Genomic DNA, 25,506 nt, shown 5'->3' on the forward strand with positions numbered 1-25,506 from the left:
CAGTCGGCGCTATACGCAACAGCGTGACCCCAGGGAATCTCGATGTCAAGGGTCGGCACCGGGGTCTCCCCCATGGTCACGCGGGGTTTCGCGGACGGGGCCGGGAGGCCCTGCGGTTCCGGGGAGAGCCGGAAAACGCTCCTTGGCCGGGTGTACGGCACCATGTCCTTTGTGGATCTTTCCAGGCGTCATGGGCCGCGCGTCGCGATCGCGGCCGTCACCCTGTTGTTCGTCCTTGGCGGCTTCGACCAGCTGAAGACGCCCGCGCTGCCGATGCCCGCGAACGCGGCGACCTCCGTGGAGGAGATCGCCGAGCGGCTGCGGGGCCGCCTGAGGGACGACGTCTTCGAGAGCCCTCTGGCGGACCTCACCTTCGCCCCCTTCGCCACGAACCTGGGCACCCCCCTCCTGCACTGGTGCTGGCCGAAGCGGGAGCGGGGCATCGAGGCACGGCTGCCACCCGAGGGCGTGCCCGCCTACACCGCCCAGTTGCGCGCTCCGGAGGTGCCCGAGCCGCTGGTGGTTCGGTTCTGGATCACCTCGCCCGATCAGGCGAGCCGCCTGATCTCGGCGACCCGGCGAGGCGCCGGGAAGTGCGACCGTCGCGACTACGCGATCAGTGACGTGGGCGACTTCGACCGCGGGGGATGGCGCGGGCTGCGGGCCCTGGTCACCACGGAGTACTTCACGGAAGAAGGCGACTCGGGCGCCAGTGCGACGATCGTGGCCACACATGGCGCGCTGCTGGCCGAGGTGTCGTGGGCCTGGCCGTTCGAGGCGGGCGGCAGACCGGACCCGCGACCGCTGCACGAGGGCACCGCGGCGGCGGCGTCCGTGCTGGCCGCCGTGGGGGGCGCCCCCGCCGCACCCGCACCGACCGGCGCCGGCTCGCGGGCGGCCTCGGCCGCGATGGCCGCGGCCCTGCCCCCGCCCTCCGTCTACGGCAAGGACATGAAGCCGTGGCCCGACCCCGTCGGTCTCACTCATGACCTGGTCTGCGCGGCGGCTTTCGACGAGAACGTGCACGGCGGCGCTCCGGCCGTCACGCGCCGCCTGATCGGTGCGATCTCCGTCCGCGAGGACGTGCTGTTCCTGGCCGACGAGCGAAGCGCCGAGGAGGCCCGCGTCCGGCCGCTCATCTGGCGCGGATCGGGCTTCCCAACCGATAGCGAGGAGAAGCCCTGCGACTCCGAGGACCCGAGGTCCTACAGTGTCGGTCCCCATCTCGTCCCCTTCGCCAGGGGGCCCTGGACGGGCGAGATCGAGACTTTCGCCGTACGGCGCCCCGACCTGCCGCCCCGGCCCACTTATCGCGACTCCGTGGCGCACGTCGCCGTGGCGGTGCGCCACGGCTCCACCATGGTCTATCTCCGCTGGCAGGGACCGGCCGGGACCGACCCGGCCGCCGCCCTGCGCGCCGGCCGCGCCGCCCTCACCCGCACGCTCGACCTCCTGCCCACGGGCGGCTGAAGGTCCTCGGCACCTGCGTGGAAAGGCTTGTCGACTGGTGCGAGTCCCCTCGGGCGGCTCACATGTAGGCGTCGGCGCCGAGTTTGATCGCGACGAGCAGCCCGCAGGCGGCGGCGCCGAACCGGAGCGCGCGGCCGGGCAGGCGGCGGGCGATCGGCGGCCCGAGCAGGCCTCCGAGGAAGAATCCCAGCGCGAGCGGCGCCACCGCCGACCACTGCACCGGGCCGAAGAGGGCGAAGGCGACCGTGGACGCCGCGTTCGCCAGCGAGGACACGACAGACTTGATCGCGTTGACCCTGACCGGCGCCTGGTCGAGCACGGCGGAGAGCACCGCGAACATGAGGATCCCGCCCGCGGCCCCGAAGTAGCCGATGTAGACGGCGACGCCGAACAGCGCGGCGCGCGCCGCCCACCCGTCCTCGCCGCCGAACCCTCCCCCGACCCTGGGCGGGCGGATCAGCAGCAGCGCGGCGATGGCGATCAGCCACGGCGCCATCGCCTCGAACGTGTCGGAAGGGGTCATCAGCAGCAGCGCCGATCCCACCGCCCCGCCGATCAGCGTCGTCACGCCGAGCCGCATGACCCTGCCGCCCTGCCCGGCGAGCTCGGGCCGCGACCCGAGCGTCGCGCCCACCCCGTGGAACGTCAGCGCCACCGTGTTCGTGACGTTCGCGGCCAGCGGGGGCAGGCCGAACGCGAGCAGTGCCGGGTAGGAGACGATCGACGCCAGGCTCACCACCGTGCCGACCACCCCGGCCAGAGTCCCGGCCCCGAGCAGTCCCAGCATCTCAGCGACGTCCACGGGGCCATAGCCAATCACACGCTCCCGCACGGCGTGCCCCGGCCCCCAGCCCATCCCTTCGTCGGCCGGTTGAGGCTTCATCGCCTTTCAGAGTGATCGTCCGATCTCGCGAGGTGCCGGACGCGGGTCGGCGCACCGGTACGGGGTCACGGCTCCGGCCCGGGACCGGAGCGGGCTCCCGACCGGCCGGGCACGCCTCGGCCCTCCAGGTGGGGTCCGCCGCCTGAGTCCTCCGGCCGCGTGGCCGGGTGGCCCACGGGCTCCGGGAGGTACGGGAACCGCGCCGCCCCGGCAGGGTCCGCGGGGAGCCGGACGGTGAACACCGCCCCGGCTCCCGGGCGCCCGTCCGCGGTGACGGTCCCGCCGTGGCCGTCGACCACCTCGCGGACGAGGGCGAGACCGAGGCCCAGGCCCCCGCTTCGGGATCCGCCGACGAACCGGGTGAAGAGACGTTCGGCGTCGCGGGGGTCGAGGCCCACGCCGTCGTCGCGGACGTCGAGCCGGACCGTCTCCGGGCCGCTGGAGAGGACCACCCAGATGTGGCCGCCCGCGCGGGTGTGGGTGAGCGCGTTGTCGAGGAGCGCGGAGATCACCCTGCGCAGCGCGGACTGCGCCCCGCACACGACGTGGCCGCCCGGCCCCTGGCGCCGTACCTCGATCGTCACGCCGTGCGCCTCGGCGCGGGCCGCCTCGGCCAGCGCGAGTTCCTCGGCCAGGGCGGCGAGGTCGACCGGGGCGAACGGCCGCCGCAGCTGGCCGAACTGGGCCGTCAGCAGCAGGTCCTCGACCACGTCGCCCAGCTGCCGGGTGCCGTTCACCAGCTGGTCGACCTCGGCCGCGGCGAGAAGCGGGTCGGTCTCCCGCCGCAACCCGCGGGCGACGATCTGGGCGCGGATGTGCAGGCGGGTCAGCGGGGTGCGCAGCTCGTGGCTGACGTCCGCGGCGAACCGGCGCTGGCGGGCCAGGGCCTCGCCCAGGGGCGCGATCGCCCCCCGGGCGACGATCTGGCCGATCATCAGCGCGGCCAGCAGGCCGGTGAGCTCCGCGGCGGCGAGCGTGCGCAGCAGCCGGTGCCGCTCCGCGGCCTGGTAGCGCAGGTCCATCGCCGCCTGGACCGCCACGCCGCCGCGCCGCTGGGTGTGGACGAGATAGGACTGCCCGGCGATCTCGATCCGGCCGACCCGGGGCTCGCGTCCGGCGGCGGCCTGATGCAGCGCGGCACGCACCGGCAGCACCGCCGGCGCGCCGGGAGACCTCAGCACGGTGCCGCCGTGCAGTTCGAACAGCCAGACGCAGGGCGGGGGCCGCGAGAGGTACGCGTGCTGGGCCGCGACGGCCAGGTCGCGCCGCGCCGAGGTGTCCTGGTCGCTGGTGATGACGCAGTACACCATCATCCCGCCGAGCGCGAGCATCACGGAGATCGCGCCCGCCACCTGCATGGTGACCCGGCGACGGGCCCGGAGCAGCAGGTACCGCTCCGGCTCGTGGGGCGGACGCCTCCTCACAGCCCGCCCAGGCGGTATCCCACACCCCGCACGGTGCGTACGACGTCCGCCCCCAGTTTGTTGCGCAGATAGTAGACGTAGGTGTCCACGATCGACTCCGTCCGGGCGCCGTCGAAGACGCGCTGGCGCAGCGAGGCGCGCGTGTGCACCTGCCGCGGACGGGTCGCCAGCGCGCTCAGCAGCCGGCACTCCTGCCCCGAGAGCGTCACCTGCTCGCCGGTCGGCAGCCCCACGGTGTGGGAATCGGAGTCCAGCCAGCCCGCGCCGAGCGGCAGCAGCCTGGCGTGGTCGAGGTTTCTGCGGTGCAGCGCCCGCACCCTGGCCAGCAGCTCCTCGATCTCGAACGGCTTGACCAGATAGTCCTCGGCGCCCGCGTCGAGCCCGGTGACCCGGTCGGCGACCGTGCCGAAGGCGGTCAGCACGAGCACCGGCACGGTGACGGCCCGGCGGCGCAGCCGTGTCAGCAACTCGATGCCGTCGACCACCGGGAGACCCCGGTCGACGATCATCACGTCGTACGGGCGGCTCAGGCCCAGGTGAAGACCGCGCTGTCCCTCCGGGGCCAGGTCGACCATGTATCCCTGCTCGGTGAACAACCCGACAAGCATGTGCCCGAGCTCGGGGTCGTCCTCGACGAGGAGCAGCCGGCGAGCGAGCGTGCCGGATGTCCCCGATGTCACAGCCACGGAACAACCGTGGCATTCCTCCCGCCGAATTACCAGGGTTACCAGAATAATTGAAAGTTACACGGCAATGCTCACACCGTGTTCGGCTGATCACAAAACGATATCTGTACTGCGTTCAGGCGTTCAACGTATTCGAGCGGTCACGAGGAATGGGATTTCTCGGCCTGTTCCTCCAGGGAGCGTGTGTCCGGGCCGGCGGGCCCGGATTCGTGGGCACGTTCGTAACGCTCCGGCAGCGCCAGTTTGTACAGCGGCAAGGCTCCCGCGGTGGTGATGATGGCCACGAGCACGAGAATGGCGAAGAGCTCCTGCGTGATCATGCCCTGCGCCAGGCCGATGTTGATGAAGATGAGGATCATCAGCCCCCGCGCGTTCATGAGCGCCCCCACCGCGTAGGACTCGCGCCAGCCGAATCCCAGGGCCCTCATCGACAGCGAGCAGCCGAAGTACTTCCCGCAGAAACCCGCGGCCAGGATCGCGGCGAACGCCAGGAGCATGGGACCGCCGGTGATGCCGTCGAGATGGGTGTTCAGCCCGGAGAAGGTGAAGAAGACCGGCAGCAGCAGCGTCGAGACGACGTCCATCATGCGGCCGTGCAGCGCCCGGCGGAACGCCGCGTCGCGGGGCATCGCCAGCCCGGCGAGGAAGCCGCCGAAGACCGCGTAGACCCCGATCCAGTCGGTGAGCCAGCCCGCCGTGAGGGGGACGAGGACGACGACGTACATGGCGCCGGGGCCGATCCGGCCGGTCCGCGCGACGCCCTCGCCCAGGGGCCGCAGCAGCGGCGCGACCACCTTCAGCATCACCACCGCGAACAGCACCGTCAGGGCGATGGTGCGCACCGCGTCGCCGGGACCCGCGTCGAGGTGCATCGCCGACAGCACGGCGAGGATGCACCAGGCGAGGGCGTCGTCGATGGCGGCCGCCACCAGGGTCAGCTTTCCGAGAGGGGAGTTCTCCAGCCCCCGCTCGTACAGGATCCTGGCCAGCATGGGGAACGCGGTCAGCGACAGCGCTCCCCCGACGAACAGGGCGAACTCCCACCGGCTGACGTCGGGGCGCGAGAGCATGTCCCACAGGAGCAGACCGACGCAGGAGCCGAGGAGCAGGGAGGGGACGATACCGGAGAACGCCAGCGTCGCCGCCCGGCGGCCCTGGCCGGGCGGCGACGCGCCGTGGTCCAGCCCGGCACCGACCAGGAACATGTACAGCGTCAGCCCGATGGTGCTCAGCACGTACAGGACCGGCCTGACCTCGGCGGGGAACACGGCCGCCTGGGCCTCGGGGAACAACTGGCCGAACAGCGTCGGGCCGAGGAGGACGCCGGCGACCATCTCGCCGAGGACCCGCGGTTGCATCATCATGAGCGCCAGCCGGCCGCATATCGCCGCGGCCAGCAGGATGACGACCAGGGCGGGCAGGACTTTGAGGATCAGTTCGAGGTTCGGGTCACCGGCGGTGACCTGCGCCAGGGTGGGCATACCGTTTTCTCCGCTCGTGGTCCGGACGATCATCTGCTCTTCGCGGCGGCCGAACGGTCGGCCTCCGCGAAGTGGCGCTCACACAGCCGCTGCCTGCGCGCGTCCCAGACCATGTAGGTGCCGAGGACGAGCTGTACGAGGCTGCGCCAGACGTCCTCCCAGCGGTCGCGGAACCGCATGAACACCAGCGCCGCCCGATGGGCCGCCCCCTTGGGGACACCCCGCGGAACGAGCAGGCACGGTCCCCGGTTGGGCATCGACCGGGTGTGGGAGGCGGAGGAGTCGAGGGCGTACGCGCGCAGGACCTCCCGCGCCGCGACCCGCATGGTGATCGGCGCCAGCCTCCAGGCGGGGCAGGGGCGGTTGGCGGCGACGCCGAACGGGATGTGGTTGAGCTCCCGGACCGCGGGCCGGCCCGGGCGGGGACGGCCGGAGGCGGGGCAGCCGGGGGCCGGGCGATCAGAAGCGGGACCGTCCCGGCCTGAGCGGTCCGGCTCCGGACGGACCTGGCCCGAACGGTCCAGATGCGAGTAGTCCGCGTGCGAGCGGTCCGTGCCGAAACGGCCGGGATCGAAACGGTCGGGGTCGGGGAAGCCCTCGCGGTGGAAGGCGGGATAGTCGAAGCACAGCACCGAGCCGGCCGGGATCGTCGTGCGCTCGTCGAGGGGGATGTCGCCGGTGGTGATGCGGTGGGCGACACCGAAGAGCGGGTAGAGCCGCAGCGTCTCGGAGATGACGCGGTCGAGGTGGCGCTCGTCGCCCGCGAGCACCCCGGCCTGGGCGTCCGGGTGCTGGGCGAGGACCATCAGCAGGTGGGCCATGGCCTCCGACATCTGGACGACCGCGGTGTTGAAGAAGGCTCCCTGCAGATAGAGGGCCTGCTCCCGGGCCGACAACCCCGCCGGGAGCCGGTCCCGCACCCTGGGCAGCAGGCCGGAGAGGTGCCGGGTCAGCCGGTCGCGCCGGTCCATGTGCCGCAGCCCGCAGCACTTGAGCGCGGTGACGACGTCGTCCGCGTTGCCCACGATCAGGTCACGCGCCGCCGGCGGGCACGGCTCGCCGAAGACGAGCTCGTAGTAGAACTCCGCCCAGACCGGCATCATCAGGTCGCGCAGCCGGACCAGTCCCCCCGCGTCCCGCAGCGTCCGGGCGACGCAGCGGCGGGTGAGCTCCTCGGCCTCCACGCGCGGCACGGACAGGAAGCCGCGCGTGGCGCGGGCGACCGCGTCGTACCGCTCTCCCGCCTCGATGTGTTCCTGGTGCATCTCGGCACCGGGCGACAGCCAGTACCAGAACAGGTCCGACAGCGCGGCTCCCCTGCTCCGGCCGCCGGCCGCCGGGTGGGAGTAGATCTCCCTGAACCTCTCGACGCCGACCAGGTCTCCGGGGACGGTGATCCCCTCCTCCCCGTTGATCCGGGCGAAGACCCGCGTCCGCAACGCCACGATCCTGGCGGGGAGCCATCGGGGCAGGCTCAGCACAGTGGCGGCGGCGACCGCCACCGCCACCGCCCTGACCGGCGCGGTCACCGGCATGACCGTCGCACCATGCCCGGATCGAGATCGTGGACCGACGCGCAGCCGCACAGGGTGAGCGCGTGCTCGACCTCCGAGCGGAGCAGGTCGAGGACACGGGTCACGCCGCGCTCGCCGTCCGCGGCCAGCCCCCAGATCACCGGGCGGCCGACCGCGACCGCGGCGGCGCCCAGCGCCATCGCCTTCAGCACGTCGGTGCCGCGCCGGACGCCGCCGTCCATCAGCACCGGGACGGCCCCGCCGACGGCGGCCACGATCTCCGGCAGCAGGTCGACGGCGGCCGGGACCGTGTCGAGCTGGCGGCCTCCGTGGTTGGACACCAGCAACCCCGAGACGCCGTGGTCGAGCGCCAGGCGCGCGTCGGCGGGATGCGCGACGCCCTTGAGGACGATCGGGAGCGCCGTCATCTCCCGGAGCAGGTCGATGTGCTCCCAGGAGATCTCCGGCGACATGACGATCGGCCGCACCCGCCCGCCGTCGCGCAGGTTCTCGCAGGCCATGCCCTCGGGCAGGTCCTGGAGGCCGTGGTGCCGCTCCCGGTCCCGCAGGCCGTGGGCCGGTGAGTCCACCGTGACGATCAGCGCCCGGCACCCGGCCGCCTCGGCGCGCCGCACGAGCGTCTCGGTGAAGGCCATGTCCGGCTGGACGTAGAACTGGAACCACAGGGTGGCCCCGGGCGCCGCCGCGGCCACGTCCCCGACGGCGACGGTGGAGGCCATGCTCACGATCATGATCGTCCCGGCGGTGGCCGCCGCCCGCGCGGTGGCCCGCTCGCCCTCGGGGTCGGCGAGCCGGTGGAACGCGGTCGGCGCCACCAGCACGGGCATGGCCGCCCGGCCGCCGGGCAGGGTGACGTCGGTCCGGGGTCTCCCTGCGCCGCGCAGCACCCGCGGCAGCAGGGAGAGCCTTCCGAACGCGGCCTCGTTGGCCCGTACGGTGACCTCGTCCCCGGCCCCGCCGGCGAAGTAGTCGTAGTACTCCGGGGCGAGGCGCGCGCGGGCCGCGGCCTCGAACTCGCGGAGGGTACGCGGGGCCGCCGGGGCCGCCCGTGTCCTCGCGTCCGCCACATGCGGGGGGCGCTCACCCGCCCCCTGCGCCGTTCTCGCGTCCGCCACGTGCGGGGGGCGCTCACCCGCCACGCACGGCGTTCTCGCGTCCGTCACGCCGGGACCGAGGCGACCTGGCGGGCGAAGAACGCGCGGAGCGGTTCCACGTGGGTCTCCCGGGAGGTCCATTCGTTCTCCAGGTTCTCGGTGACGTGGTGGACGGCCGTCGGCGCGCCGGCCCGGTGGTACCGCACCACCGGGTGCAGGTAGTGGCCCTCGGCGGCGCGCTCGGCGTCGTTCTGCCGGATCCGGCCCACCCCGATGTCGAACGGGTCGACCTGGTCGTGCTCCGGCCCGTACTCCAGCGTGATCGTGAAGTGGCCGCCGTCGCCGATCGGCGGTCCCTCCAGGTCGACCGGCAGCTCCTCCAGATAGCGCGCCCCGCCGTGGCCGTCGAGGACGACGACGTCGCCCAGCAACCCGAACTGCTGCCACAGCGCCGAGCTGCGGTTGACCCGTTCGAGCACCGCCGCCGCGAGCGCCTCCGGATCGGCCGGGAGCTCGTGACCGGGCCACCCGGCCCCGTGGTACCTGTTCTCCAGGATGCGGTGCAGCGCCCGGGTGCCGTACCGGAAGCCGTGGATGAACCCGCTGGTGCCGCGCTTGAAGTCGCGGGACTGCGTCACGGTCCCGGCGAAGTAGAGATCGGGCACGTTCACCGACTCGTAGGCGGGGGTGAGCGCGGGGAACCTGTCGTTGATCGTCAGCTCCGGGCGGCACTCGTCGGAGAAGATCGAGGCGTCGATCCGGAAGCCCGCGCAGACGATGACCCTGTCGTACGGGATGTCCTTGGTGACCTCGTCGGCGCGGACGAAGCTCACCGTCACCAGGTACGAGCCGTCGGCCTGGCGCTCGATCCGCTTGACGTCGCCGTCCAGCACCGCGTTCTGGGACTTGAGCTGGTAGGTGTCGAGGAAGTTGTTGTTGACCGCGCGCAGGTGCCCGACGAAGTGGGTGCGCCACGCCAGCCGGATGGAGTTCGGCCCGGCGACGTGGATCACCGCGGCCGTCGCGACCAGGCTGTCGGCCGTCTCGAACGCCGAGTTGCCCTTGCCGATGACGAGCACCCGCTGGTTCACGTAGTCGGACGGGTCGGTGGAGACGGTGCCGTAGGGTTCGGCCGTCTCGATGCCCGGTATGGACGGGATGTTGGGCCGGCTGACCCCGGTCGCGACGACCAGCCGCCTGGCCTCGTGGGTCCGGCCTCGCTCGTCGGTCACCAGGAAGTGGCCCGTGCCGGAGGCGCGGGTGACCTGGGAGACGCGGGCGTCGTAGGTGACGCGCAGGTCGCAGGCCGCGGCGAAGTCGGCGAGGTAGCGGACCATGTCGTCGGCTTCGGGGAAGTAGCGGTCGCTGTAGCGGGTGAACAGCAGGCCGGGATCGTCCGACAGCAGCGAGTTCCAGTCCATCCGGAGGTTGAGCTCCGGGTCGTCCGACCCGGTGTACCTCTTGTTGATCGAGATGAGCTGTCGGTGGCGCGGGAAGGTCCGGAAGAAGGTGCCCGGCGCGGGGCCCGCCTCCAGGATCAGGTAGCTCCGTCCCGCCTTGCCGAGGAAGTACCCCAGCTGCAGCCCCGCGGGGCCGGCACCGATCACCACGTAGTCCAGCGCATTGTCCGGCACGTACACCTCCGTCACAGCGATCCGGTCGAACGGACGTCCCCAGTGTTGGCGGGGAATTCTCAGAGAACGATCAGAGAGCCCGCGGGTCGAGCAGTTCCAGCAGCGCGCGCTTGTCGGGCTTGCCGCTCGCGGCGACCGGGACGGAGGGCAGCACCGTGATCGTCCAGGGGACGCTGCCCTCACCGAGTTCGTCGCCCACCAGCGCGGCCAGGGCATCGCAGTCCGGAACCGCGCCCTCGGCCGGTACGACGAACGCGTGGACGGCCTCTCCCGTCAGCTCGTCCGGGGCCCCGGCCACGTACGCCTCGGCGACGTCGGGATGGCCGCTCAGCACCCGCTCGACGGCTCCCGCGTACACCACTATCGCGTTGACGATGATCACGTCGCGGGTCCGGCCGGCGAGGTGCAGGAAACCCTCCTTGTCCAGGTGGCCGAGGTCCCGGGTGCGCAGCCGGCCGTCCCGCAGGGTGGCGCGGGTCTCCTCCGGATCCCCCCAGTAACCCGACATCAGGTACGGGCTGCGCACGTGGATCTCACCGGTGTCCCCCACGGCCACCTCGCGGTCCTCCTCGTCGCGCACGCTGATCTCGACGCCCGAGTTCGGCCGCCCGACCGAAGCCAGGGCCTGGTCCGGGAACGCGGCGATGTCCCCGGGGGTGAGCAACGAGATCAGGCCCACCTCGGTCTGCCCGTACCCCTGGTAGACCACGGGACCGAGCCTGTTCACAGCCTCCGCCAGACGCCCCGGACCGAGCGGCGACCCGGAGACCATCAGCGCGCGCAGGCAGCCGACGTCGACCGGCTCCTTCCTGAGCAGGTCGAGCATCTGGCACAACCGCGGCACGGTCACGATGGAGCCGGTGATCCGGTGACGCTCGATCGCGTACGGGAACAGGGGCCGCCCGTCGTCCTCGGGGATCACCGCGGTGCCGCCGCCCAGCAGGCACAGCCCCAGGAACTCTATGACCACCATGCTGGCCAGGGTGCCGAACAGCATGTAGCGCCCGAAGGCCGAGGCGAGCTCGTCCGTGACCGGGGACCACAGGCGGGGTTGCCACGACCAGTGCTCGCCGAGCGCGCGATAGGTGATCGCGCAGCCTTTGGGGCGGCCGGTGCTGCCGCTGGTGAAGGTCAGGGCGGCCACGTCGTCCGGACGGGCCGCGACGACGAGGGGCCGCCCCTCGCCGGTGCCGGTGTCGGCGAGCAGGTCGATCGCCGACGCCGGCAGCGGCGGGGGACACGGCCCGAGCGACAGCAGCGTGACGGGGCCGGCGGCCCGGAGCAGTTCCGGCGTCACGGTGGACCGGTCGACGAGGAGGGCGTCGACCTCCATCCCGAGCACGTGGGCGAGATGCCCCTCCGGGTAGCCGGGCCGGACGCCCACGACCCGGCAGCCCAGCGCGTGGGCGGCCATGTGGGCGGCGAACGCCTCGGGGGAGACGGCCGTGCGGACGGCGACGGCCCGGCCGGGGCCCAGCCCGGCGTCGAGCATCGCCCCCGCCAGCCGCCGGATCGTCTCCAGCAGCTCACCTCGCGAGACGATCCTGTCTCCCTGCTCGAAGGCCGGGTCGTCGGGCGAGCTCCGCAGCGCTTCGAGAAGGGAGTGCGGGAACGGCGGCTCGGCGGGACCACTCATGGTTCGGCTCCTCTGGTTTCACGCGGGTCGGCGCGGCGTCTTCGCGGTTCCGGATCTCTTCGGGGTCTTTCCCTGGTCTCTTCCGAGGCGTTTCCGGGTCCCTGCGGCGGGCTTCTGGACTCGTCTGAAGCGGTGTGCCGTCGTATAACCGGTATGTCGCTCACCACGAAGCTAGACAGCGCAGATCAGAGAATCATCAGAGCTCCCGCCCGGGATGGGGACCGACCGCGGGAAGGCCATCCGGGCTCCGGAGAGCGACCATGGACGTACCACCGGAACACCGAGGGGAGCACGACGTGAAGGTGATCGGTGCGGGCTTCGGCCGGACGGGCCCTTTCCCCGGGTCAACGAACGCGCGGCGTTCCGGCGCGGAAGATTCGGCAGGCGGCTGCGCCTGATACTCCTCGGGCGCTGAGCCTGCGGCTCCCCCACCGGACCGGGAGGAGTAGGCCTCGTCGGCGGCCACCGCGGCAGGGCGGGTGCGCGGGCGGCTGACCGGCGGCCGGACCTTGACACGAGCCGGGACGGCGCGAAGTACAGGCCCTAAGACGGGTTCGGAGACATGGGGCCCGCCTGAAGGTAGGCGAGGACGGCCATGACGCGGCGGTTGTGGTCGTCAGAGGGCGGGAGGCCGAGCTTGGCGAAGATGTTGTTGGTGTGCTTGCCGATCGTCTTGTCCGTGACCCCGAAGCGGGTCGCCATCGCCAGGTTGGACAGGCCCTCCGCCATCAGGGCGAGGACCTCGTGCTCCCTGGTGGTCAGCTCCGCCAGGGGTTCGTCCCTCGAGCGGCGGGTCAGGAGCTGGGAGATCACCTCCGAGTCCATGGCGGTGCCGCCGCCGGCGACCCGGCGGACCGCCTCGACGAACTCCGCCACGTCGCCGATGCGGTCCTTCAGGAGGTACCCGATGCCGCCCGACCGGTCGGAGAGGAGTTCGCGGGCATAGAGCTGCTCGACGTACTGCGACAGGATCAGCACAGGAAGCCCTGGCCGGCGCTGCCGGGCCTCCAGGGCGGCGCGCAGGCCCTCATCGGTGAAGGTGGGCGGGAGCCGTACGTCGATGACGGCCACGTCGGGGCTCTGCTCCACCAGGGCGGCCAGGAGCATGGGGCCGTTGTCCACCGCCTCGACGACCTCGAAGCCGTGCGCCGACAGCAGCCGGATCAGGCCGTCGCGCAGCAGGACAAGATCCTCGGCGATCACAACCCGCACGGCAGCTCCATGGTGAGGACGGTAGGGCCACCCGGCGGGCTCCACACGGCCAGCGTGCCGTCGAAGGCGGACAGGCGCTGCGCGATCCCACGCAGTCCGGTGCCCGCCGCCGGATCCGCGCCGCCGTGCCCGTCGTCGCCGACGACCAGGCGGAGGCCGTCGCGGGTGTGGCTCAGCCGTACCCAGGCACGGGTGGCGTGGCTGTGCTTGGTGACGTTGGACATGGCCTCGGCGGTGGCGAAGTAGAGCGCGGACTCGACCGGCGGCTCGGGGCGGCCGGTCAGGGCGAGGTCCGTCGCGACCGGGACGGGGCAGAGCAGGACGGCCGCTTCGATCGCGCCCGTCAGGCCGCGGTCGGCGAGCACGGGCGGGTGGATGCCGCGCACCAGGTCGCGCAGGTCGGCAAGCGCCTGACCGGCCGACTCCCATGCCTCCTCGATGAGCTCGCGGGCCTGCTCGGGGTCGCCGGCGTTCCTGGCCAGGCCGAGGCTCATCCGTACGGAGATGAGCCTGGCCTGCGCGCCGTCGTGCAGGTCGCGCTCGATCCGGCGTAGCTCGGCCGCCCGCGCGTCGACGGCGGCGGCCCTGGAGACGGTCAGCTCTCGCACCCGCTGCGCCAGCGGGCCGCCGTCGCCGAGGAGTAGTTCGGCGAGCCGGGCCTCGGCCAGTCCCATGAGAGCGGCGATGATCAAGGCGAGTGCCGAGAGGGTGAGCAGCGCCAGGCTGAGCGTGAAGGTCACGCTGGGACCGTTGACGGCGGGCCGCAGGGAGAAGATGACGCCCACCGTGTTCACCACGGCGGCCACCGCCATCAGCAGGGCCGGGCCGACGACGGTGTTGATCGCCAGCCAGGCCAGGACACGCGGCCCGGACCCACCCGCGGGGACGGCCCGGCCCAGCGCCGCTCCCGCCCACGCTCGTTGCAGTGAGATGAGAGCCCTGCGGATGTCCGGCACCCAGGCAAGAACCACCGCCACGCCCATGATCGCGTTCAGCGGCACCCCGGCCGCTGCGATCAACCCCCTCCTGACTCCGCTCACCCCGCCAGTCTGCCCTCTGATCATCCGCCACACGGTAGGCCCAGCCCCACCTTCCAGGGTGGGAAATCCCGCCTCACGTGGTGGGCGTGGGCCGATGGAGGACGCGGGCACACCGCGGCGAGGCTGGATCCGTGATCGAAGCCAACGACCTCACCGTCAGGTACGGCGACGCCATCGCGGTGGACGGGCTCACCTTCGCCGCGAAACCGAGCCGGGTGACCGGCTTTCTCGGCCCCAACGGCGCCGGGAAGTCCACCACGATGCGAGCCATCCTCGGCCTGGAGGCCCCCCAGGCCGGCACCGCCCTGGTCGCCGGGCGGCCCTACGCCTCGCTCAAGCGCCCCCTGCTGACACTGGGGGCGCTGCTGGATGCGGGAGCCGTACACGGTGGCCGCACCGCACGGGCGCACGTGGCGTGCGTGGCGCGCAGCAACGGCATCGGCCTGGCCCGCGTGGACGAAGTGCTCGACCGGGCGGGGCTGACGTCCGTGGCGGGCAAGCGGATCGCGAAGTTCTCTCTGGGGATGAAGCAGCGGCTCGGGATCGCGGTGGCGCTGCTGGGCGACCCGGAGGCGCTGATGTTCGACGAACCGGTCAACGGGCTGGACCCGGAGGGCGTGCGGTGGATCCGCGAGCTGATGCGCGCGCTGGCCGCGGAGGGCCGGGCGGTGCTCGTCTCCAGCCACCTGATGGCGGAGATGGCCATGACCGCCGACCACGTCGTGGTGGTGGGGCGCGGCCGGTTGATCGCCGACACGGCCATGGCGGCGCTCGCCGAGCGGTACCGCCGCGACGTGCTCGTCCGCGCCGCCGACCCGGCGGCGCTGGCGCTGGTCCTGCGGGCCAACGGGGGCGTCGTGCGGGCCGAGAACGGGCTGGCGGTGACCGGACTGGAGGCCAGGCGCATCGGTGAGCTGGCCTTCGCCCACGGCATCACGCTGTACGAGCTCACACCGCGCGAGGCCTCCCTGGAGGAGGCGTTCATGGAGCTGACCGGCGACAGCAGGGAGTACGTGGCACGATGACGGACGCGATCGCGGCGGAGTTCCTGAAGTTCAGGACGCTACGCACCAACCTCTACCTGCTGGTCTCCTCGCTGGCCGCGGTAGGCCTCAGCGCGGGCGTGGCCTTTCTGGTCACGCGCGGCTTCGACAACCAGCAGGGGGCGGACCTGCGGCGCTTTGACGGCTTGGGCGACGGGCTGGACACCGGGCTGCCCTTCGCCTACCTCGTGATCGGCGCGCTCGGCGCGCTGTCCGTCACCACCGAGTACGGCACGGGCCACATCAGCACCAGTCTGACAGCCGTCCCGGCCCGCCACACCTTCCTCCTCGCGAAGATCCCGGTCCTGGTGGCCGTGAGCCTGGTCGCGGGGCAGGTGCTGGTCTTCGGCATGCACGCCGCCACCATGGCCGTCCTCGGCACCAGGGCGGACACGGTCCTGCTGGGCGGGGAGACGCTTGGCGCCTCCCTGTCCGAGCCCGGCGTCCTGGCGGGGCTGCTGATCACCGGTGCCTCGATGCCGCTGGTCGCGCTCATCGGGCTCGGACTGGGCACGGCGATCCGTTCCACGGCGGGCACCCTGGTCACGCTGACGGCCTTACTGGTGATCCTGCCCGTCGCCGCGCAGACCCTGCCGCGTCCGCTCGGCCACCGGATCGGCGCGCACCTCATCGGGGCGCTGCCCGCCCAGATCGCGGCCGAGGGCCTGCTCACCCCGACCTCCGCGGGCGCGTTGCTGGCCGCCTACACCGTGGCCGCCCTGGCCGCCGCGACGGTCGCCGTCGCGCCGCGCGGACGCCGCGTCCGGCCGCTGCTGGCCGGTTCGTTCGCCACCGTCGTCCTGGTGGGTGCCACGTCCGTGTCCGCCGCCGTCCCTCCCGCTTCCACCTTGGCGTGGAAGCCCTGCGGCAAGATGCTCTGCGGTGAGATCCGCGTTCCGGTCGACTGGGCCGAACCCCAGGGCCGTACGATCACGCTCCCCCTCGCGATGCTGCCGCACACCGGCAGGCGCCACCGCGTCGGCGTGCTGTTCTCCATCCCCGGCGGGCCCGGCGGGTCGGGAGTGCAGGACCTCGAGCGGCACGCGGGCAGCTTCGCCCAGATCCGGGACAGCTTCGACGTCGTCAGCCTCCTTCCGCGCAACGGCATCGAGTTGGGCGTCCTCGACCAGGACTGCCTCACCACCGGACCGTGGATCACCAGACCGGACAGCGAGCGCGACTGGGGCGCGCTGGCCCGCTCGAACCGGGCGGCCGCCGAAGCCTGCCGAGCCGCCGACCCTGAGCTGTTCGCTCACCTCGACTCCGCCTCGTTCGCGCGCGACATCGACGCGATCCGCGCGGCGATGGGCGAGCGACGATTCACCTTCATGGCCACCTCCTACGGCGGCGTCCCCGGAATCGCCTACGCCCGGCTCTTCCCCAGCCGGGTACGAGCGATGTACCTGGACGGAAGCGTCAACACGCTCCGGGACAAGATCGAGCAGGATCGAGCACGGTACACCCTCATGGAGGCACAGTTCGCCCGCTTCTCCCAGTGGTGCGCGAACGACTCCGCCTGCGCACTGCATGGACGCGACGTCGGCACCGCCTGGGATCACCTCATCTCCGCGGCCGACCGCTCTCCTGTGTCCGCCGAGAAGGGAGTCGCCTACAGCGGCTTCGACATCACCGTGGCCGCCATGCCCGACCTCGTCACGCCCGGTGAGGACAACGCCCGGTGGAAGGAACTGGCCCAGGCGATCAGGCGGGCGGGAAAGGGAGACGCCACCGGATTTTCCGACTACGTCAAGGCGGGAACGCTGGGCAGCTTGAAGCCGCCCTCGCCCGTCGGGATGAACATGACCCATTGCCTGGACGGAATCCGCTATCGCGACTACGCCGAATACCGCCGCTTGCGGGCCCTGGGCGACCGGATCGCGCCGCATCTGTCCGGTTCCGAGCTGTGGCACCCCCTGGGCTGCGTGGGCTGGCCGGAACCGGTCCGCAACCCCGCCGCTCCTCTCCCCGTGGACCGGTTGCCGCCGTTCGTCGGCGCGGGAACGTGGACCGACTACGCGGACACCGCCGACCTCGCCCTCCGGGTACCGGGGTCGGGCACGATCCGCTTCGAAGGGCCTGGGCACGGGCTGTACCACACGGGTGACCCGTGCACGATCGCATACGCCAACCGGTACTTCATCGACCTCCGCGTGCCGCCCAGGGACACCGCCTGTCGCGCGGAGAGTTGATCCGTCGTACGGCCTGCTGTTCCGCTCCGGGCCGCTCCGGGCCGCTCCGGGCCGCTCCGGCCCGCGTCGGCGAGGGGAGCGTTCGCGGCGTCGGCGCTGGTGACCTCGACCGGTCCGGCCACCGGACGGCACCTGCGGCTGTACGTACGCCTGCCTGCTTCCGACCGGTACGGACAGGCCGCCGCCGCCAGGGTCGCCGAGTGGGCCACAGGCCTGCGCGGGCAAGGCCTGGTGCCGGACATCGAGCTCGACACCTACCACCCGGAAACCGGCCGCTACGGTCACGGTGCGGCGATGGTAAACGTCATCCGATTTCCCCGGCGGGCACGCCGACCTTGGCATCGCCCACGGCATCAGCGGGCCTTTCGCCCTGCTCATCCAAGCCCTGCGCCGAGACGTCGCCGTGGACGGGCACCGAAGAAATGAGTAACGTGACGGCCGTGCCCCGAACCTCTCTTCTGGCCGCCGCCGTCACGGTGTCGGTCTGCCTTGCGAATGCCTCAGTGGCAAGCGCAGCTTCATCGTCGCCGACCCAGACGTCGATGGGTGCTACTCACGCGTCGATATCAGCCAAACCGGGCCTGCTACAGGGGCCGCAAACCCTGATCACGTCCAAGCAGACGGCCATCAATAAGACCAAAACCCTGCTGACGACATTCTTCACCGATCAGCAGCTGTCCAAAATCCTGGACGCGATGGCGGAAGACATCTACGCCAACAAACCTTTTAAAGAGTCCTTCGGCACTCTCATCGCCCCGAACACTCTCACCCCAAGTCAAATGGTGATCATATCGACCTCCGGGGTTCCGCTGACAAAGGCCCTCACAGTCCTTCAGCGCAGGTTCGAACCATATTACAATAATATGAGCAAGAAGATTATCGCAATGAAAAGTAGTCGGAAGACGAAAGCCGACTGCTTCAATCAGGTTTACGTGATGACGGCCGAATATCTCATCAAAGCCAATATCGCCCCGGTTCTGACCGAGATCAGAAGCAGTCTGACGTCAAAAGAGTGGCAGTCCATGAGAACTCATGGCGCAGCACTATTTCTTTGGAGTAAGTACGGGTTGTAGGGCCGCCTGGTCTGCGCCGGCCGAAGTGGCGATCATCCAGGCGCGCCGGAGGAGTCGGCGAGGCGGTTCGGTGCTCCATGGAGCGGCCGAGCCGCTCAAGCGACCTCGTCGCTGATCCACACCTACGGCGTTCCTGGACCCGCATACCCCCCACCCACCGCGCCAGGGCGCTCCGCGGGCCGTCAACGCCGGAGACCTCGTGGCCACGCCCTGGTCGTTACTGGCCGCCCTGGGCATCCTGCGCGCCCTGGGCGCCCTGGGCGCCCTGGCCGTCCTGGCGGGTGATCGAGCCGTTGCCCGGGCGGGTGACGACCTTCCCGGTGAGCCCGCGCAGGACGACGTCGCCGTTGCGGCTGTGGACGGTGACGTCGATGCCCGCCGGGACGACGAAGGCGTAGTCGGTACGGTCCCGCGGGGTGTCTCGGATCGTCGTGCAGACGAACCCCTCGTCGCACAGGAGACCGACGGCGAGGGACCCGCCTCCCGACGACTCGCCGCGCGGGGCGTCCCCGTGGTGGCGTCGCGTCACGCGGACGTCGGTGACGTCGGCGCCGACGATCTCCACGTTCCCGTGGTCGGTGTCCACGGAGAGGCTGCGGATCCCGGGATAGACGGTCTGCTCGGGCGCGTTCGCGGCGTTCCCCACGGAGAACGCCACCATCAGTACCAGCGCCAGCGCGATCGGGGCCGCGGCGAGGACCCACGCCCACGAGCCGAAACCGCGCACCGCACCCACCGCACCCGCCGCCCCCTGCCCGAAGCCGTGGAGCGTCTCGTGGTCGTTCCACTCGGAGGTCGTGGAGCGTGTCGTGCGCATGCTGGGTCGTCCTTTCAACCGGGCGCAGGAGGCGGATCGAGGTGGTGAGAGGTTTGTACAGCACCGGGCATGCACGGCCCTTGCAGGGTGATTACACGTCACGATGTGCGGACGCCTGGGACGAGACCGGGACAGCCTGTCGGGGCGAAGGCGGGGAAACCCTGCCGACATGAGGACCGGGGAGCACCGTCCACACCGCACTCGCACTCGCGTTCGCACTCGCGTTCGCACTCGCACTCGCACTCGCACTCGCACTCGCACTCGCACTCGCACTCGCACTCGCCGGAGATCGTCACCTCGAAGTGAAAGATCGTGACCTCAAAGTGAATCTGACCGCATCCGGCCGATCGAATGACCGTCCATGGGGCACAGTCACCAGATGAGCAGCGGACGGCCCGTGCGCGGGGCGGTGCGGGAGCCGCCTTCGCCGGTGAGACCGCGAGCGCGCGTGGCGAGCGTGCTCGGCGCGGCGCTGCTGGCCGCGATGGTCGTCGCGCAGGTCGCCTCGGGACTGCAGCCCCGGCCGATCGTGCTGACCAGCGTGGTCGTCCTGCTGCTGGCGGCGAGCGCGCTGGCCTTCGCCTGCGCGACCCACTCCCCCGCCAGGGCCGTCTCGGCGTTCGCGGCCGTGGTCGCGACCGGGTACGCCGCCGAGTGGGTCGGGATCAGGACGGGCCTGCCGTTCGGCGACTACCACTACACCGGCGTGCTGTGGCCCGCGCCCGGCGGGGTGCCGGTGATCGTGGCGCTGGCGTGGGGCGGCATGGGGCTGGCGGCCCACGCGGCGGCCGCCGCCGTCGCGCCGGGGTCCAGGGCGGCGCGGATCGTCACGGGGGCGCTGGCCCTCACCGCCTGGGACCTGTTCCTGGACCCGCAGATGATCCGGCTGGGCCTGTGGGTCTGGCACGAGCCCGGCCCCTACCGGGACGTTCCCCTCAGCAACTTCGCGGGCTGGCTCGTCGTCTCCCTGCTGGTGATGACCCTGCTGGAACGCGTACTGGCCGGGCCCGCCGCGTGGAGCGCCGGGCTGGTGTCGATCTACACGGTGATGGCGGTCATGGAGACCATCGGCTTCGCGGCCGTCTTCGTCCCGCGGGACCCGCTGGTGGCCACGGCCGGAGGGCTCTCGATGGGACTGTTCACCCTGCTCGCCTGGCGGCGTGGACGCCGGAGACGGCCGCTGCCCGGGGCGGGCCCGGCGTGATGTCGACGGCCGCACCCATCGGAAGGAAACGCGGATGCCCGAGGTAACGGTGATAGGCGGCGGCGTCGGGGGCATGGTCTCCGCGCTGTTGCTGGCCCGGCAGGGGCACCGGGTGCGCCTGTACGAGCGGCTCCCCCGGCTGGGCGGCAAGCTCGCCGAGCACACCAGGGACGGTTTCACCTTCTCCGTCGGCCCCTCCCTGCTGACCCTGCCCGCCGTCTTCACCGGCCTCGGGCTGGAACTCGACCTGGTGGAACTCGACGAGCTGTGCCGCTACCGCTTCGCGGACGGCTCGACACTGGCGGCGTACCGCGACCCGGCGCGGACGGCCGCCGAGGTCGACCGGCTCGCCCCCGGCGAGGGCCGCGCCTGGCTGGCCTTCCTCGACTGGGCGCGGAACTGTTTCGACGCGTCGCGCCGCACCTTCTTCACCGGCCCGCTCACCCGGCCGCCCGCCGAGGCCCGCCTGTCGGACCTGCTGGCGGTGGCGCCGGGCCGGACCCTCGACGGGCTGGCCCGCCGCTTCTTCACCGACCCGCGCCTGCGCCAGTACGTCGGCCGCTACGCCACCTACGCGGGCTCCAGCCCGTACCGCGCCCCGGCCGCGCTGGGGTGCGTCCCGGCGATCGAGCACGGCGAGGGCGGCTGGTACGTCCCCGGAGGGTTGCCCCGCATCGCCGACGCCCTGGCCCTGATGCTGGAGAAGGCGGGGGTGGAGGTCGTCCTTGGCGCGGAGGTGACCCAGGTGCTCGCCGACACCGAGCGGGTCAACGGGGTGCGGCTCGCCTCGGGGGAACGCGACCGCGCCGACGTCGTGGTCGCCAACACCGACGCGGCGGCGCTGTACGGGCGGCTGCTGCCCGACCGGCGGCGGCTGCGGCGCATCGCCGGGCTCGGCACCTCCTCCTCGGCGTTCCTGCTGCTGGCCGGGGTGGAGGGCAGGACCGAGGGGCTGGGCCACCACTCGATCGTCTTCTCCGGCGACTACGAGCGGGAGTTCGACGACATCTTCCGGCGGCGCAGGCCTCCGGAGGACCCGACCGTCTACATCGGCTGCTCGGTCGTGGACGACCCGTCGCAGGCCCCGCCGGGCACGGAGAACTGGGTCATGCTGGTCAACGTCCCGTCCCGCGACCCCGGCCGGTGGCCGATGTCCCCGGAGGCGTACCGCGACCTGGTGCTCGACCGCCTGGCCTCCAGAGGGCACGACCTGTCGGGGCGGCTGCGCTTCGTGGACCTGTTCACCCCCGCCGACCTGCGCGACCGGTACGGCGCGTGGGGCGGCTCGATCTACGGCGGCGCCTACTCGGGCAGGCTCGCGCCCTTCCGCCGCCCCGGCAACCGGGGTCCCCGGCACGGCCTGTACCTGGTGGGCGGTTCCGCGCATCCCGGCGGCGGGCTGCCGCTGGTCGCGATGGGCGCCCGCATCGTCGCCTCGCTCGTACGGGAGGACTTCCCCGCCGGCTCCCCCCGCGCGGCCGGCGGCCGGGGCCGCGGGACCGGAGCCGTCCCGGCCGGAGAGGCATGAAGATGAGGCTCCTGACCGCGCTGCAGGCCGCCGCCGCGCTGGCCGTGGCGGTGAGGCTGGCCCGGGGGCGGCGTCGCCGGCCCGCGCTGGCCCCCGTACGGACGGCGTCGCCGCGCGTGTCCGTGGTGATCCCCGCCCGCGACGAGGAGGCCCGCCTCGGCCCGTGCCTGTCGGCGGTGCTCGCCGATCCGGACGTCGCGGAGGTCATCGTCGTCGACGACGAGTCGCGCGACGGCACGGCACGGCTGGCGGCCGGGCTCGGCGCGAAGGTCGTCACGGGGGCGCCGCTCCCCGACGGCTGGGTGGGCAAGCAGTGGGCGCTGCGGCAGGGCGTCGAGGCGGCGGAGGGTGACGTCGTGGTGACCCTGGACGCGGACGCCCGGCCCGCGCCGGGACTGTTCGGCGCGCTCGCGGCGGCCCTGGGGGAATACGACCTGGTGAGCGCGGGACCCCGGTTCGTGTGCGACGGGTCGGTCGAGCAGGCGCTGCACGCCTCGTTCCTGGCGACGCTGGTCTACCGCTTCGGCCCGATCGGGCCGGCCACTCCCCCGGCCCCGCACCGGGCGATGGCCAACGGCCAGTGCACGGCCTTCCGCCGCACGGCGATGCTGGACGCCCGCGGGTTCGCGCGGGTACGCGGGAACATGGCCGACGACGTGGCGCTGGCCAGGGTCCTGGCGGCGGACGGCTGGGCTGTGGGGTTCCTGGACGCCGGGGGCCTGCTGGAGGTCGACATGCACGACTCGGCCGCCGGGGTGTGGCGGGAGTGGGGGCGGTCGCTGTCGCTGCGCGACGCCACCGCGCCGGGCTGGCAGGCCGCCGACCTGGCCGTGGTCTGGCTGGCCGCCGCGCTGCCCGTGCTGCGGCTGGTGGCCGGCCGTCCCACCCGGCTCGACCTGGGCCTGCTGGCCGTGCGGCTGCTGCTGGCCGGCGCGCTGCGCGGCAGCTACACGCGGCCGGGGCCGGGCGTGCTGCTCTCCCCGCTGCTGGACCCGCTGGCGGCCCTGCGGCTGACGCAGGCCACCCTCCGCCCGGTGCGCAACTGGCGGGGCCGCGTCTATCCCGCCGCCACGATGGTCTCCCACCCCGGCTCCGGCATGACGGGCGCGCGGTCAGGCCGGGGCACGACGGGCATCCGCTCCGGCGGGGCCGCGACGGACGACCGGCCGGGATCCGGCACCCTGCCTGGACCGGACGCGCGGCCGGGACCGGAGACGGCACCGGTCACGACGGGCGGCTGGTCCGCGCCGCCTGACCGAAGCGCAGCCCGATGAGGCACATGAGCAGGCCGGTCCCGGCCACGTACACGACCGGCGCGAAGAGCAGCTGGAACAGCGGGATGCCGAAGACGCCGACGCGCGCCCCGATCGCGAAGGACCGCGTCACCACGGCGACCGCGACCAGGGCTGCCACCCCGAGCAGGAAACCCGGTGGGCAGATGACGGCGAAGCCGCCGACGAAGGCGAGGACCGACCGGCCGCCCGCGAACCCGGCGAAGACCGGCCAGGCGTGCCCGGCCATGGCGGCGGCCACCGCGAGATACACCGGCAGCACGCTGTCACCGCTCACCCCGCCGGGCCAGGTGAGGTGCGCGCCGCCGGCCCACAGGCCGAGCAGCCCCGCGAGCGTGCCCTTGAGCGTGTCGCCCGCGAAGACCGGCACGGCGGCCCGCCAGCCGAGCCGCCGCCGGACATTCCAGAAGCCGGGGTTGCGGTCGCCGACCTCGCGGGGGTCGAACCCGTGCGCGCGGGCGACCAGCACGGCGACCGGCACGGATCCGAGAAGGTAGCCGCCGATGACCGAGACGAGCAGGGGAACCATCGCTTCCTTCCATCTCACGAAATATGTGGATATGAGGGCTATGCGGTATATGGCGTTCGACCGGCCGGTGCTGGGGAGCACGCCGGGACTGAGGTTCTGGCGGCTGCTCGGCTCCGGCCGCGGGGCCTCGATGAGCGTGGGCGCGGACCTGCGCCGCTGGGCCCTGCTGGCGGTGTGGCGCGACGAGCGGGACCTGGACCGCTTCCTGGGCGACTCCCCGGTGGCGGAGCGCTGGCGAAGTGAGGCTCGGGAGTCCTGGCAGGTACGGCTGGCTCCCCTCGCCTCGCGTGGCCGCTGGAACGGGGTGGACCCGTTCGGCCCTCTCCCCACGAGCCCGTCCGGCCTTCTTCCCGGGAGCGCGCGGGGACCCGATCCCGGCGATCCCGGCGGCCCAGGCGGCCCCGTCGCCGTGCTGACCCGCGCGTCGATCCGACCCTCCCGCCTGGTGGCGTTCTACCGCTCGGTCCCCGGGGTGGACCGCCTCCTGGCGGAACAGGACGGCTGCCTGGCCTCGGTCGGCGTCGGCGAGTGGCCGCTGGCCAGGCAGGGCACGTTCTCGCTGTGGCGCGACGCCGCCGCGGTGCGGGACTTCGCGCACCGGGGACGGGAGCACCGGCGGGTGATCGGCAGGACGCGCGCGGAGGACTGGTACTCCGAGGAGCTGTTCGCCCGGTTCTCCCCGTACGCCAGCGAGGGCACCTGGGACGGCGCCGACCCGCTGGCCTGACCCGGCCCGCTCCGCCCGGCCGCCCGTTCCCGCTCAACAGGCGGGTTCCGCGGCGAGGTGCTCCCCGAAGCGGGTGACGACCCCGCCCTCGGCGAGGTCGTGCGCCACCGCGCAGGCGCGGGCGATCGTCGCCGCCCGCGAGGAGCCGTGCGCGACCACGACGGTGCCGCTCAGCCCGAGCAGCGCCGCCCCGCCGTGGGTCTCGGGGTCGTAGCGGCGGGCCACCTCCCGCAGCTCCTCGGCCCCGGCGACACCGGACCGCGCCACCAGCGTCAGCGCGGCCCGCACGGAGCCCTCGACGTTCTTGAGCACCACGTTGCCGGTGAAGCCGTCGGTGACGATCACGTCCACGGTGCCCGCGAGCACGTCGTGGCCCTCCACGTTGCCGTGGAAGCGGAACGGCAGGCCGGGAAGCAGCTCGCCGGCCCTGCGCGTCAGCCGGTTGCCCTTGCCCGGTTCCGAGCCGATCGACAGCAGGCCCACCGACGGGTCGGCGACGCCGAGCACGAGCTGGGCGTAGGAGACGCCGAGCAGCGCGAACTGGGCGATCATCTCCGGGGTGGGGTCGGAGGTCGCCCCCGCGTCGATCAGCACGGTGGCGCCGCCGGTGACCGAGGGCAGCGCGATGGCCAGGGCCGGCCGCAGGACATCCGTGGCGCGGCCGATGCCGCGGATGGCGCACGAGACGACCGCGCCGGTGGATCCGGCCGACACGAACGCCGACGCCGCTCCGCGCCGTACGAGATCGCAGCCGACCGTCAGGCTGGTCGTGGCGGAGGAGACCGCCCCCGCGCCCCGCTCGGCCATCGGGACGACGTCCTCGGCGTGCACCACATCGATCTCGGAGACGGCGCCGTGGCGGTCGAGCTCGGCACGGATGTCCGCCGCCCTGCCGACCAGCAGCACGGGGATCCCCAGCTCGCGCCGGGCCGCCACCGCTCCGGCGACCGTCTCGACCGGTCCGTGGTCTCCGCCCATCGCGTCGACGACCACAGGTTCCGACATCACG

22 protein-coding genes are annotated in these 25,506 nt (G+C 72.6%); 9 read left to right on the plus strand and 13 right to left on the minus strand.

Going from position 1 to position 25,506, the window contains the following annotated elements; all coding sequences use genetic code 11:
• Positions 1 to 171: 171 nt before the first annotated feature.
• Positions 172 to 1,470 (plus strand): hypothetical protein, encoded by a 1,299-nt coding sequence (locus tag ACTOQ3_RS12530; RefSeq protein ID WP_440083554.1) that lies wholly within the window; start codon positions 172 to 174, stop codon positions 1,468 to 1,470.
• A 58-nt stretch (positions 1,471 to 1,528) separates the two neighbouring features.
• On the opposite strand, the gene ACTOQ3_RS12535 is transcribed toward ACTOQ3_RS12530, so the two are convergent.
• The 10 genes from ACTOQ3_RS12535 to ACTOQ3_RS12580 form a co-directional block, all read right to left on the minus strand.
• Positions 1,529 to 2,272, minus strand: a complete 744-nt coding sequence (locus tag ACTOQ3_RS12535; protein ID WP_440083555.1) for a sulfite exporter TauE/SafE family protein — start codon at positions 2,270 to 2,272, stop codon at positions 1,529 to 1,531.
• A 146-nt stretch (positions 2,273 to 2,418) separates the two neighbouring features.
• Positions 2,419 to 3,777, minus strand: coding sequence for a sensor histidine kinase (locus ACTOQ3_RS12540; protein ID WP_440083556.1), 1,359 nt, complete (start codon positions 3,775 to 3,777; stop codon positions 2,419 to 2,421).
• Positions 3,774 to 4,463, minus strand: coding sequence for a response regulator transcription factor (locus ACTOQ3_RS12545; protein ID WP_440083557.1), 690 nt, complete (start codon positions 4,461 to 4,463; stop codon positions 3,774 to 3,776). Before ACTOQ3_RS12545 ends, ACTOQ3_RS12540 begins: the two co-directional genes overlap by 4 nt.
• A 140-nt stretch (positions 4,464 to 4,603) precedes the next feature.
• A complete protein-coding gene (locus tag ACTOQ3_RS12550; protein ID WP_440083558.1) occupies positions 4,604 to 5,944 on the minus strand; it encodes a cation:proton antiporter in 1,341 nt (446 codons plus the stop codon).
• Between the two features lie 29 nt (positions 5,945 to 5,973).
• Positions 5,974 to 7,479 (minus strand): cytochrome P450, encoded by a 1,506-nt coding sequence (locus ACTOQ3_RS12555; RefSeq protein ID WP_440083559.1) that lies wholly within the window; start codon positions 7,477 to 7,479, stop codon positions 5,974 to 5,976.
• Entirely contained in the window at positions 7,470 to 8,642 is a 1,173-nt protein-coding gene (locus ACTOQ3_RS12560) for an alpha-hydroxy acid oxidase (RefSeq protein WP_440083560.1), read from the minus strand. The genes ACTOQ3_RS12555 and ACTOQ3_RS12560 overlap by 10 nt, the downstream gene beginning before the upstream one ends.
• Positions 8,639 to 10,207, minus strand: a complete 1,569-nt coding sequence (locus ACTOQ3_RS12565; RefSeq protein WP_440083561.1) for an NAD(P)-binding domain-containing protein — start codon at positions 10,205 to 10,207, stop codon at positions 8,639 to 8,641. Before ACTOQ3_RS12565 ends, ACTOQ3_RS12560 begins: the two co-directional genes overlap by 4 nt.
• A 70-nt stretch (positions 10,208 to 10,277) precedes the next feature.
• Positions 10,278 to 11,843, minus strand: coding sequence for a class I adenylate-forming enzyme family protein (locus tag ACTOQ3_RS12570; RefSeq protein WP_440083562.1), 1,566 nt, complete (start codon positions 11,841 to 11,843; stop codon positions 10,278 to 10,280).
• Between the two features lie 543 nt (positions 11,844 to 12,386).
• The gene (locus ACTOQ3_RS12575) at positions 12,387 to 13,055 is read right to left on the minus strand and encodes a response regulator transcription factor (RefSeq protein ID WP_440083563.1); all 669 of its coding nucleotides are present in this window, start codon (positions 13,053 to 13,055) and stop codon (positions 12,387 to 12,389) included.
• Positions 13,043 to 14,095: a sensor histidine kinase gene (locus tag ACTOQ3_RS12580; protein ID WP_440083564.1), complete on the minus strand. Its 1,053-nt coding sequence runs from the start codon at positions 14,093 to 14,095 to the stop codon at positions 13,043 to 13,045. The genes ACTOQ3_RS12575 and ACTOQ3_RS12580 overlap by 13 nt, the downstream gene beginning before the upstream one ends.
• 131 nt (positions 14,096 to 14,226) lie before the next feature.
• Between ACTOQ3_RS12580 and ACTOQ3_RS12585 the strand changes: the two genes are divergently transcribed.
• The 4 genes from ACTOQ3_RS12585 to ACTOQ3_RS12600 all read left to right on the plus strand — a co-directional run bounded on the left by ACTOQ3_RS12585 (position 14,227) and on the right by ACTOQ3_RS12600 (position 18,400).
• Positions 14,227 to 15,120, plus strand: a complete 894-nt coding sequence (locus tag ACTOQ3_RS12585; protein WP_440083565.1) for an ABC transporter ATP-binding protein — start codon at positions 14,227 to 14,229, stop codon at positions 15,118 to 15,120.
• Positions 15,117 to 17,327 (plus strand): alpha/beta fold hydrolase, encoded by a 2,211-nt coding sequence (locus ACTOQ3_RS12590; RefSeq protein WP_440083566.1) that lies wholly within the window; start codon positions 15,117 to 15,119, stop codon positions 17,325 to 17,327. The genes ACTOQ3_RS12585 and ACTOQ3_RS12590 overlap by 4 nt, the downstream gene beginning before the upstream one ends.
• 99 nt (positions 17,328 to 17,426) lie before the next feature.
• Complete coding sequence (locus ACTOQ3_RS12595) at positions 17,427 to 17,753, plus strand: lantibiotic dehydratase C-terminal domain-containing protein (RefSeq protein WP_440083567.1); 327 nt, start codon at positions 17,427 to 17,429, stop codon at positions 17,751 to 17,753.
• Between the two features lie 5 nt (positions 17,754 to 17,758).
• Complete coding sequence (locus ACTOQ3_RS12600) at positions 17,759 to 18,400, plus strand: hypothetical protein (RefSeq protein WP_440083568.1); 642 nt, start codon at positions 17,759 to 17,761, stop codon at positions 18,398 to 18,400.
• Positions 18,401 to 18,617: 217 nt separating this feature from the next.
• Here the strand turns inward: ACTOQ3_RS12600 and ACTOQ3_RS12605 are convergent, their stop codons facing one another.
• Positions 18,618 to 19,217, minus strand: coding sequence for a hypothetical protein (locus ACTOQ3_RS12605; RefSeq protein ID WP_440083569.1), 600 nt, complete (start codon positions 19,215 to 19,217; stop codon positions 18,618 to 18,620).
• 379 nt (positions 19,218 to 19,596) lie between these two features.
• Here ACTOQ3_RS12605 and ACTOQ3_RS12610 point away from each other — a divergent pair, with 379 nt between their 5' ends.
• From ACTOQ3_RS12610 to ACTOQ3_RS12620, 3 genes are read left to right on the plus strand one after another with little or no spacing between them, the layout of a single operon-like run.
• A complete protein-coding gene (locus tag ACTOQ3_RS12610) occupies positions 19,597 to 20,421 on the plus strand; it encodes a carotenoid biosynthesis protein (RefSeq protein ID WP_440083570.1) in 825 nt (274 codons plus the stop codon).
• A gap of 34 nt (positions 20,422 to 20,455) precedes the next feature.
• A complete protein-coding gene (locus tag ACTOQ3_RS12615; protein ID WP_440083571.1) occupies positions 20,456 to 21,949 on the plus strand; it encodes a phytoene desaturase family protein in 1,494 nt (497 codons plus the stop codon).
• Positions 21,946 to 23,223: a glycosyltransferase family 2 protein gene (locus ACTOQ3_RS12620; RefSeq protein ID WP_440083572.1), complete on the plus strand. Its 1,278-nt coding sequence runs from the start codon at positions 21,946 to 21,948 to the stop codon at positions 23,221 to 23,223. The genes ACTOQ3_RS12615 and ACTOQ3_RS12620 overlap by 4 nt, the downstream gene beginning before the upstream one ends.
• Here ACTOQ3_RS12620 and ACTOQ3_RS12625 read toward each other — a convergent pair.
• Positions 23,174 to 23,788, minus strand: a complete 615-nt coding sequence (locus ACTOQ3_RS12625) for a glycerol-3-phosphate acyltransferase (protein ID WP_440083573.1) — start codon at positions 23,786 to 23,788, stop codon at positions 23,174 to 23,176. The genes ACTOQ3_RS12620 and ACTOQ3_RS12625 overlap by 50 nt on opposite strands.
• A 22-nt stretch (positions 23,789 to 23,810) precedes the next feature.
• On the opposite strand from ACTOQ3_RS12625, the gene ACTOQ3_RS12630 reads away from it, so the two are divergent.
• A complete protein-coding gene (locus ACTOQ3_RS12630) occupies positions 23,811 to 24,497 on the plus strand; it encodes a spheroidene monooxygenase (RefSeq protein WP_440083574.1) in 687 nt (228 codons plus the stop codon).
• Positions 24,498 to 24,530: 33 nt separating this feature from the next.
• Here the strand turns inward: ACTOQ3_RS12630 and plsX are convergent, their stop codons facing one another.
• The gene (plsX, locus tag ACTOQ3_RS12635; RefSeq protein WP_440083575.1) at positions 24,531 to 25,502 is read right to left on the minus strand and encodes a phosphate acyltransferase PlsX; all 972 of its coding nucleotides are present in this window, start codon (positions 25,500 to 25,502) and stop codon (positions 24,531 to 24,533) included.
• Positions 25,503 to 25,506: the final 4 nt, after the last annotated feature.

The organism is Streptosporangium sp. LJ11 (assembly GCF_051918945.1).
GTDB lineage: Bacteria > Actinomycetota > Actinomycetes > Streptosporangiales > Streptosporangiaceae > Streptosporangium.

Bases quoted from the DNA above. Each gene is read 5' to 3' on its own strand.
- ACTOQ3_RS12550 (WP_440083558.1), bottom strand. From the start codon at position 5,944: ATGCCCACCCTGGCGCAGGTCACCGCCGGTGACCCGAACCTCGAACTG.
- ACTOQ3_RS12555 (WP_440083559.1), bottom strand. From the start codon at position 7,479: ATGCCGGTGACCGCGCCGGTCAGGGCGGTGGCGGTGGCGGTCGCCGCC.
- ACTOQ3_RS12570 (WP_440083562.1), bottom strand. From the start codon at position 11,843: ATGAGTGGTCCCGCCGAGCCGCCGTTCCCGCACTCCCTTCTCGAAGCG.
- ACTOQ3_RS12590 (WP_440083566.1), top strand. From the start codon at position 15,117: ATGACGGACGCGATCGCGGCGGAGTTCCTGAAGTTCAGGACGCTACGC.
- ACTOQ3_RS12605 (WP_440083569.1), bottom strand. From the start codon at position 19,217: ATGCGCACGACACGCTCCACGACCTCCGAGTGGAACGACCACGAGACG.
- ACTOQ3_RS12610 (WP_440083570.1), top strand. From the start codon at position 19,597: ATGAGCAGCGGACGGCCCGTGCGCGGGGCGGTGCGGGAGCCGCCTTCG.
- ACTOQ3_RS12615 (WP_440083571.1), top strand. From the start codon at position 20,456: ATGCCCGAGGTAACGGTGATAGGCGGCGGCGTCGGGGGCATGGTCTCC.
- ACTOQ3_RS12620 (WP_440083572.1), top strand. From the start codon at position 21,946: ATGAAGATGAGGCTCCTGACCGCGCTGCAGGCCGCCGCCGCGCTGGCC.
- ACTOQ3_RS12630 (WP_440083574.1), top strand. From the start codon at position 23,811: ATGCGGTATATGGCGTTCGACCGGCCGGTGCTGGGGAGCACGCCGGGA.
- plsX (WP_440083575.1), bottom strand. From the start codon at position 25,502: ATGTCGGAACCTGTGGTCGTCGACGCGATGGGCGGAGACCACGGACCG.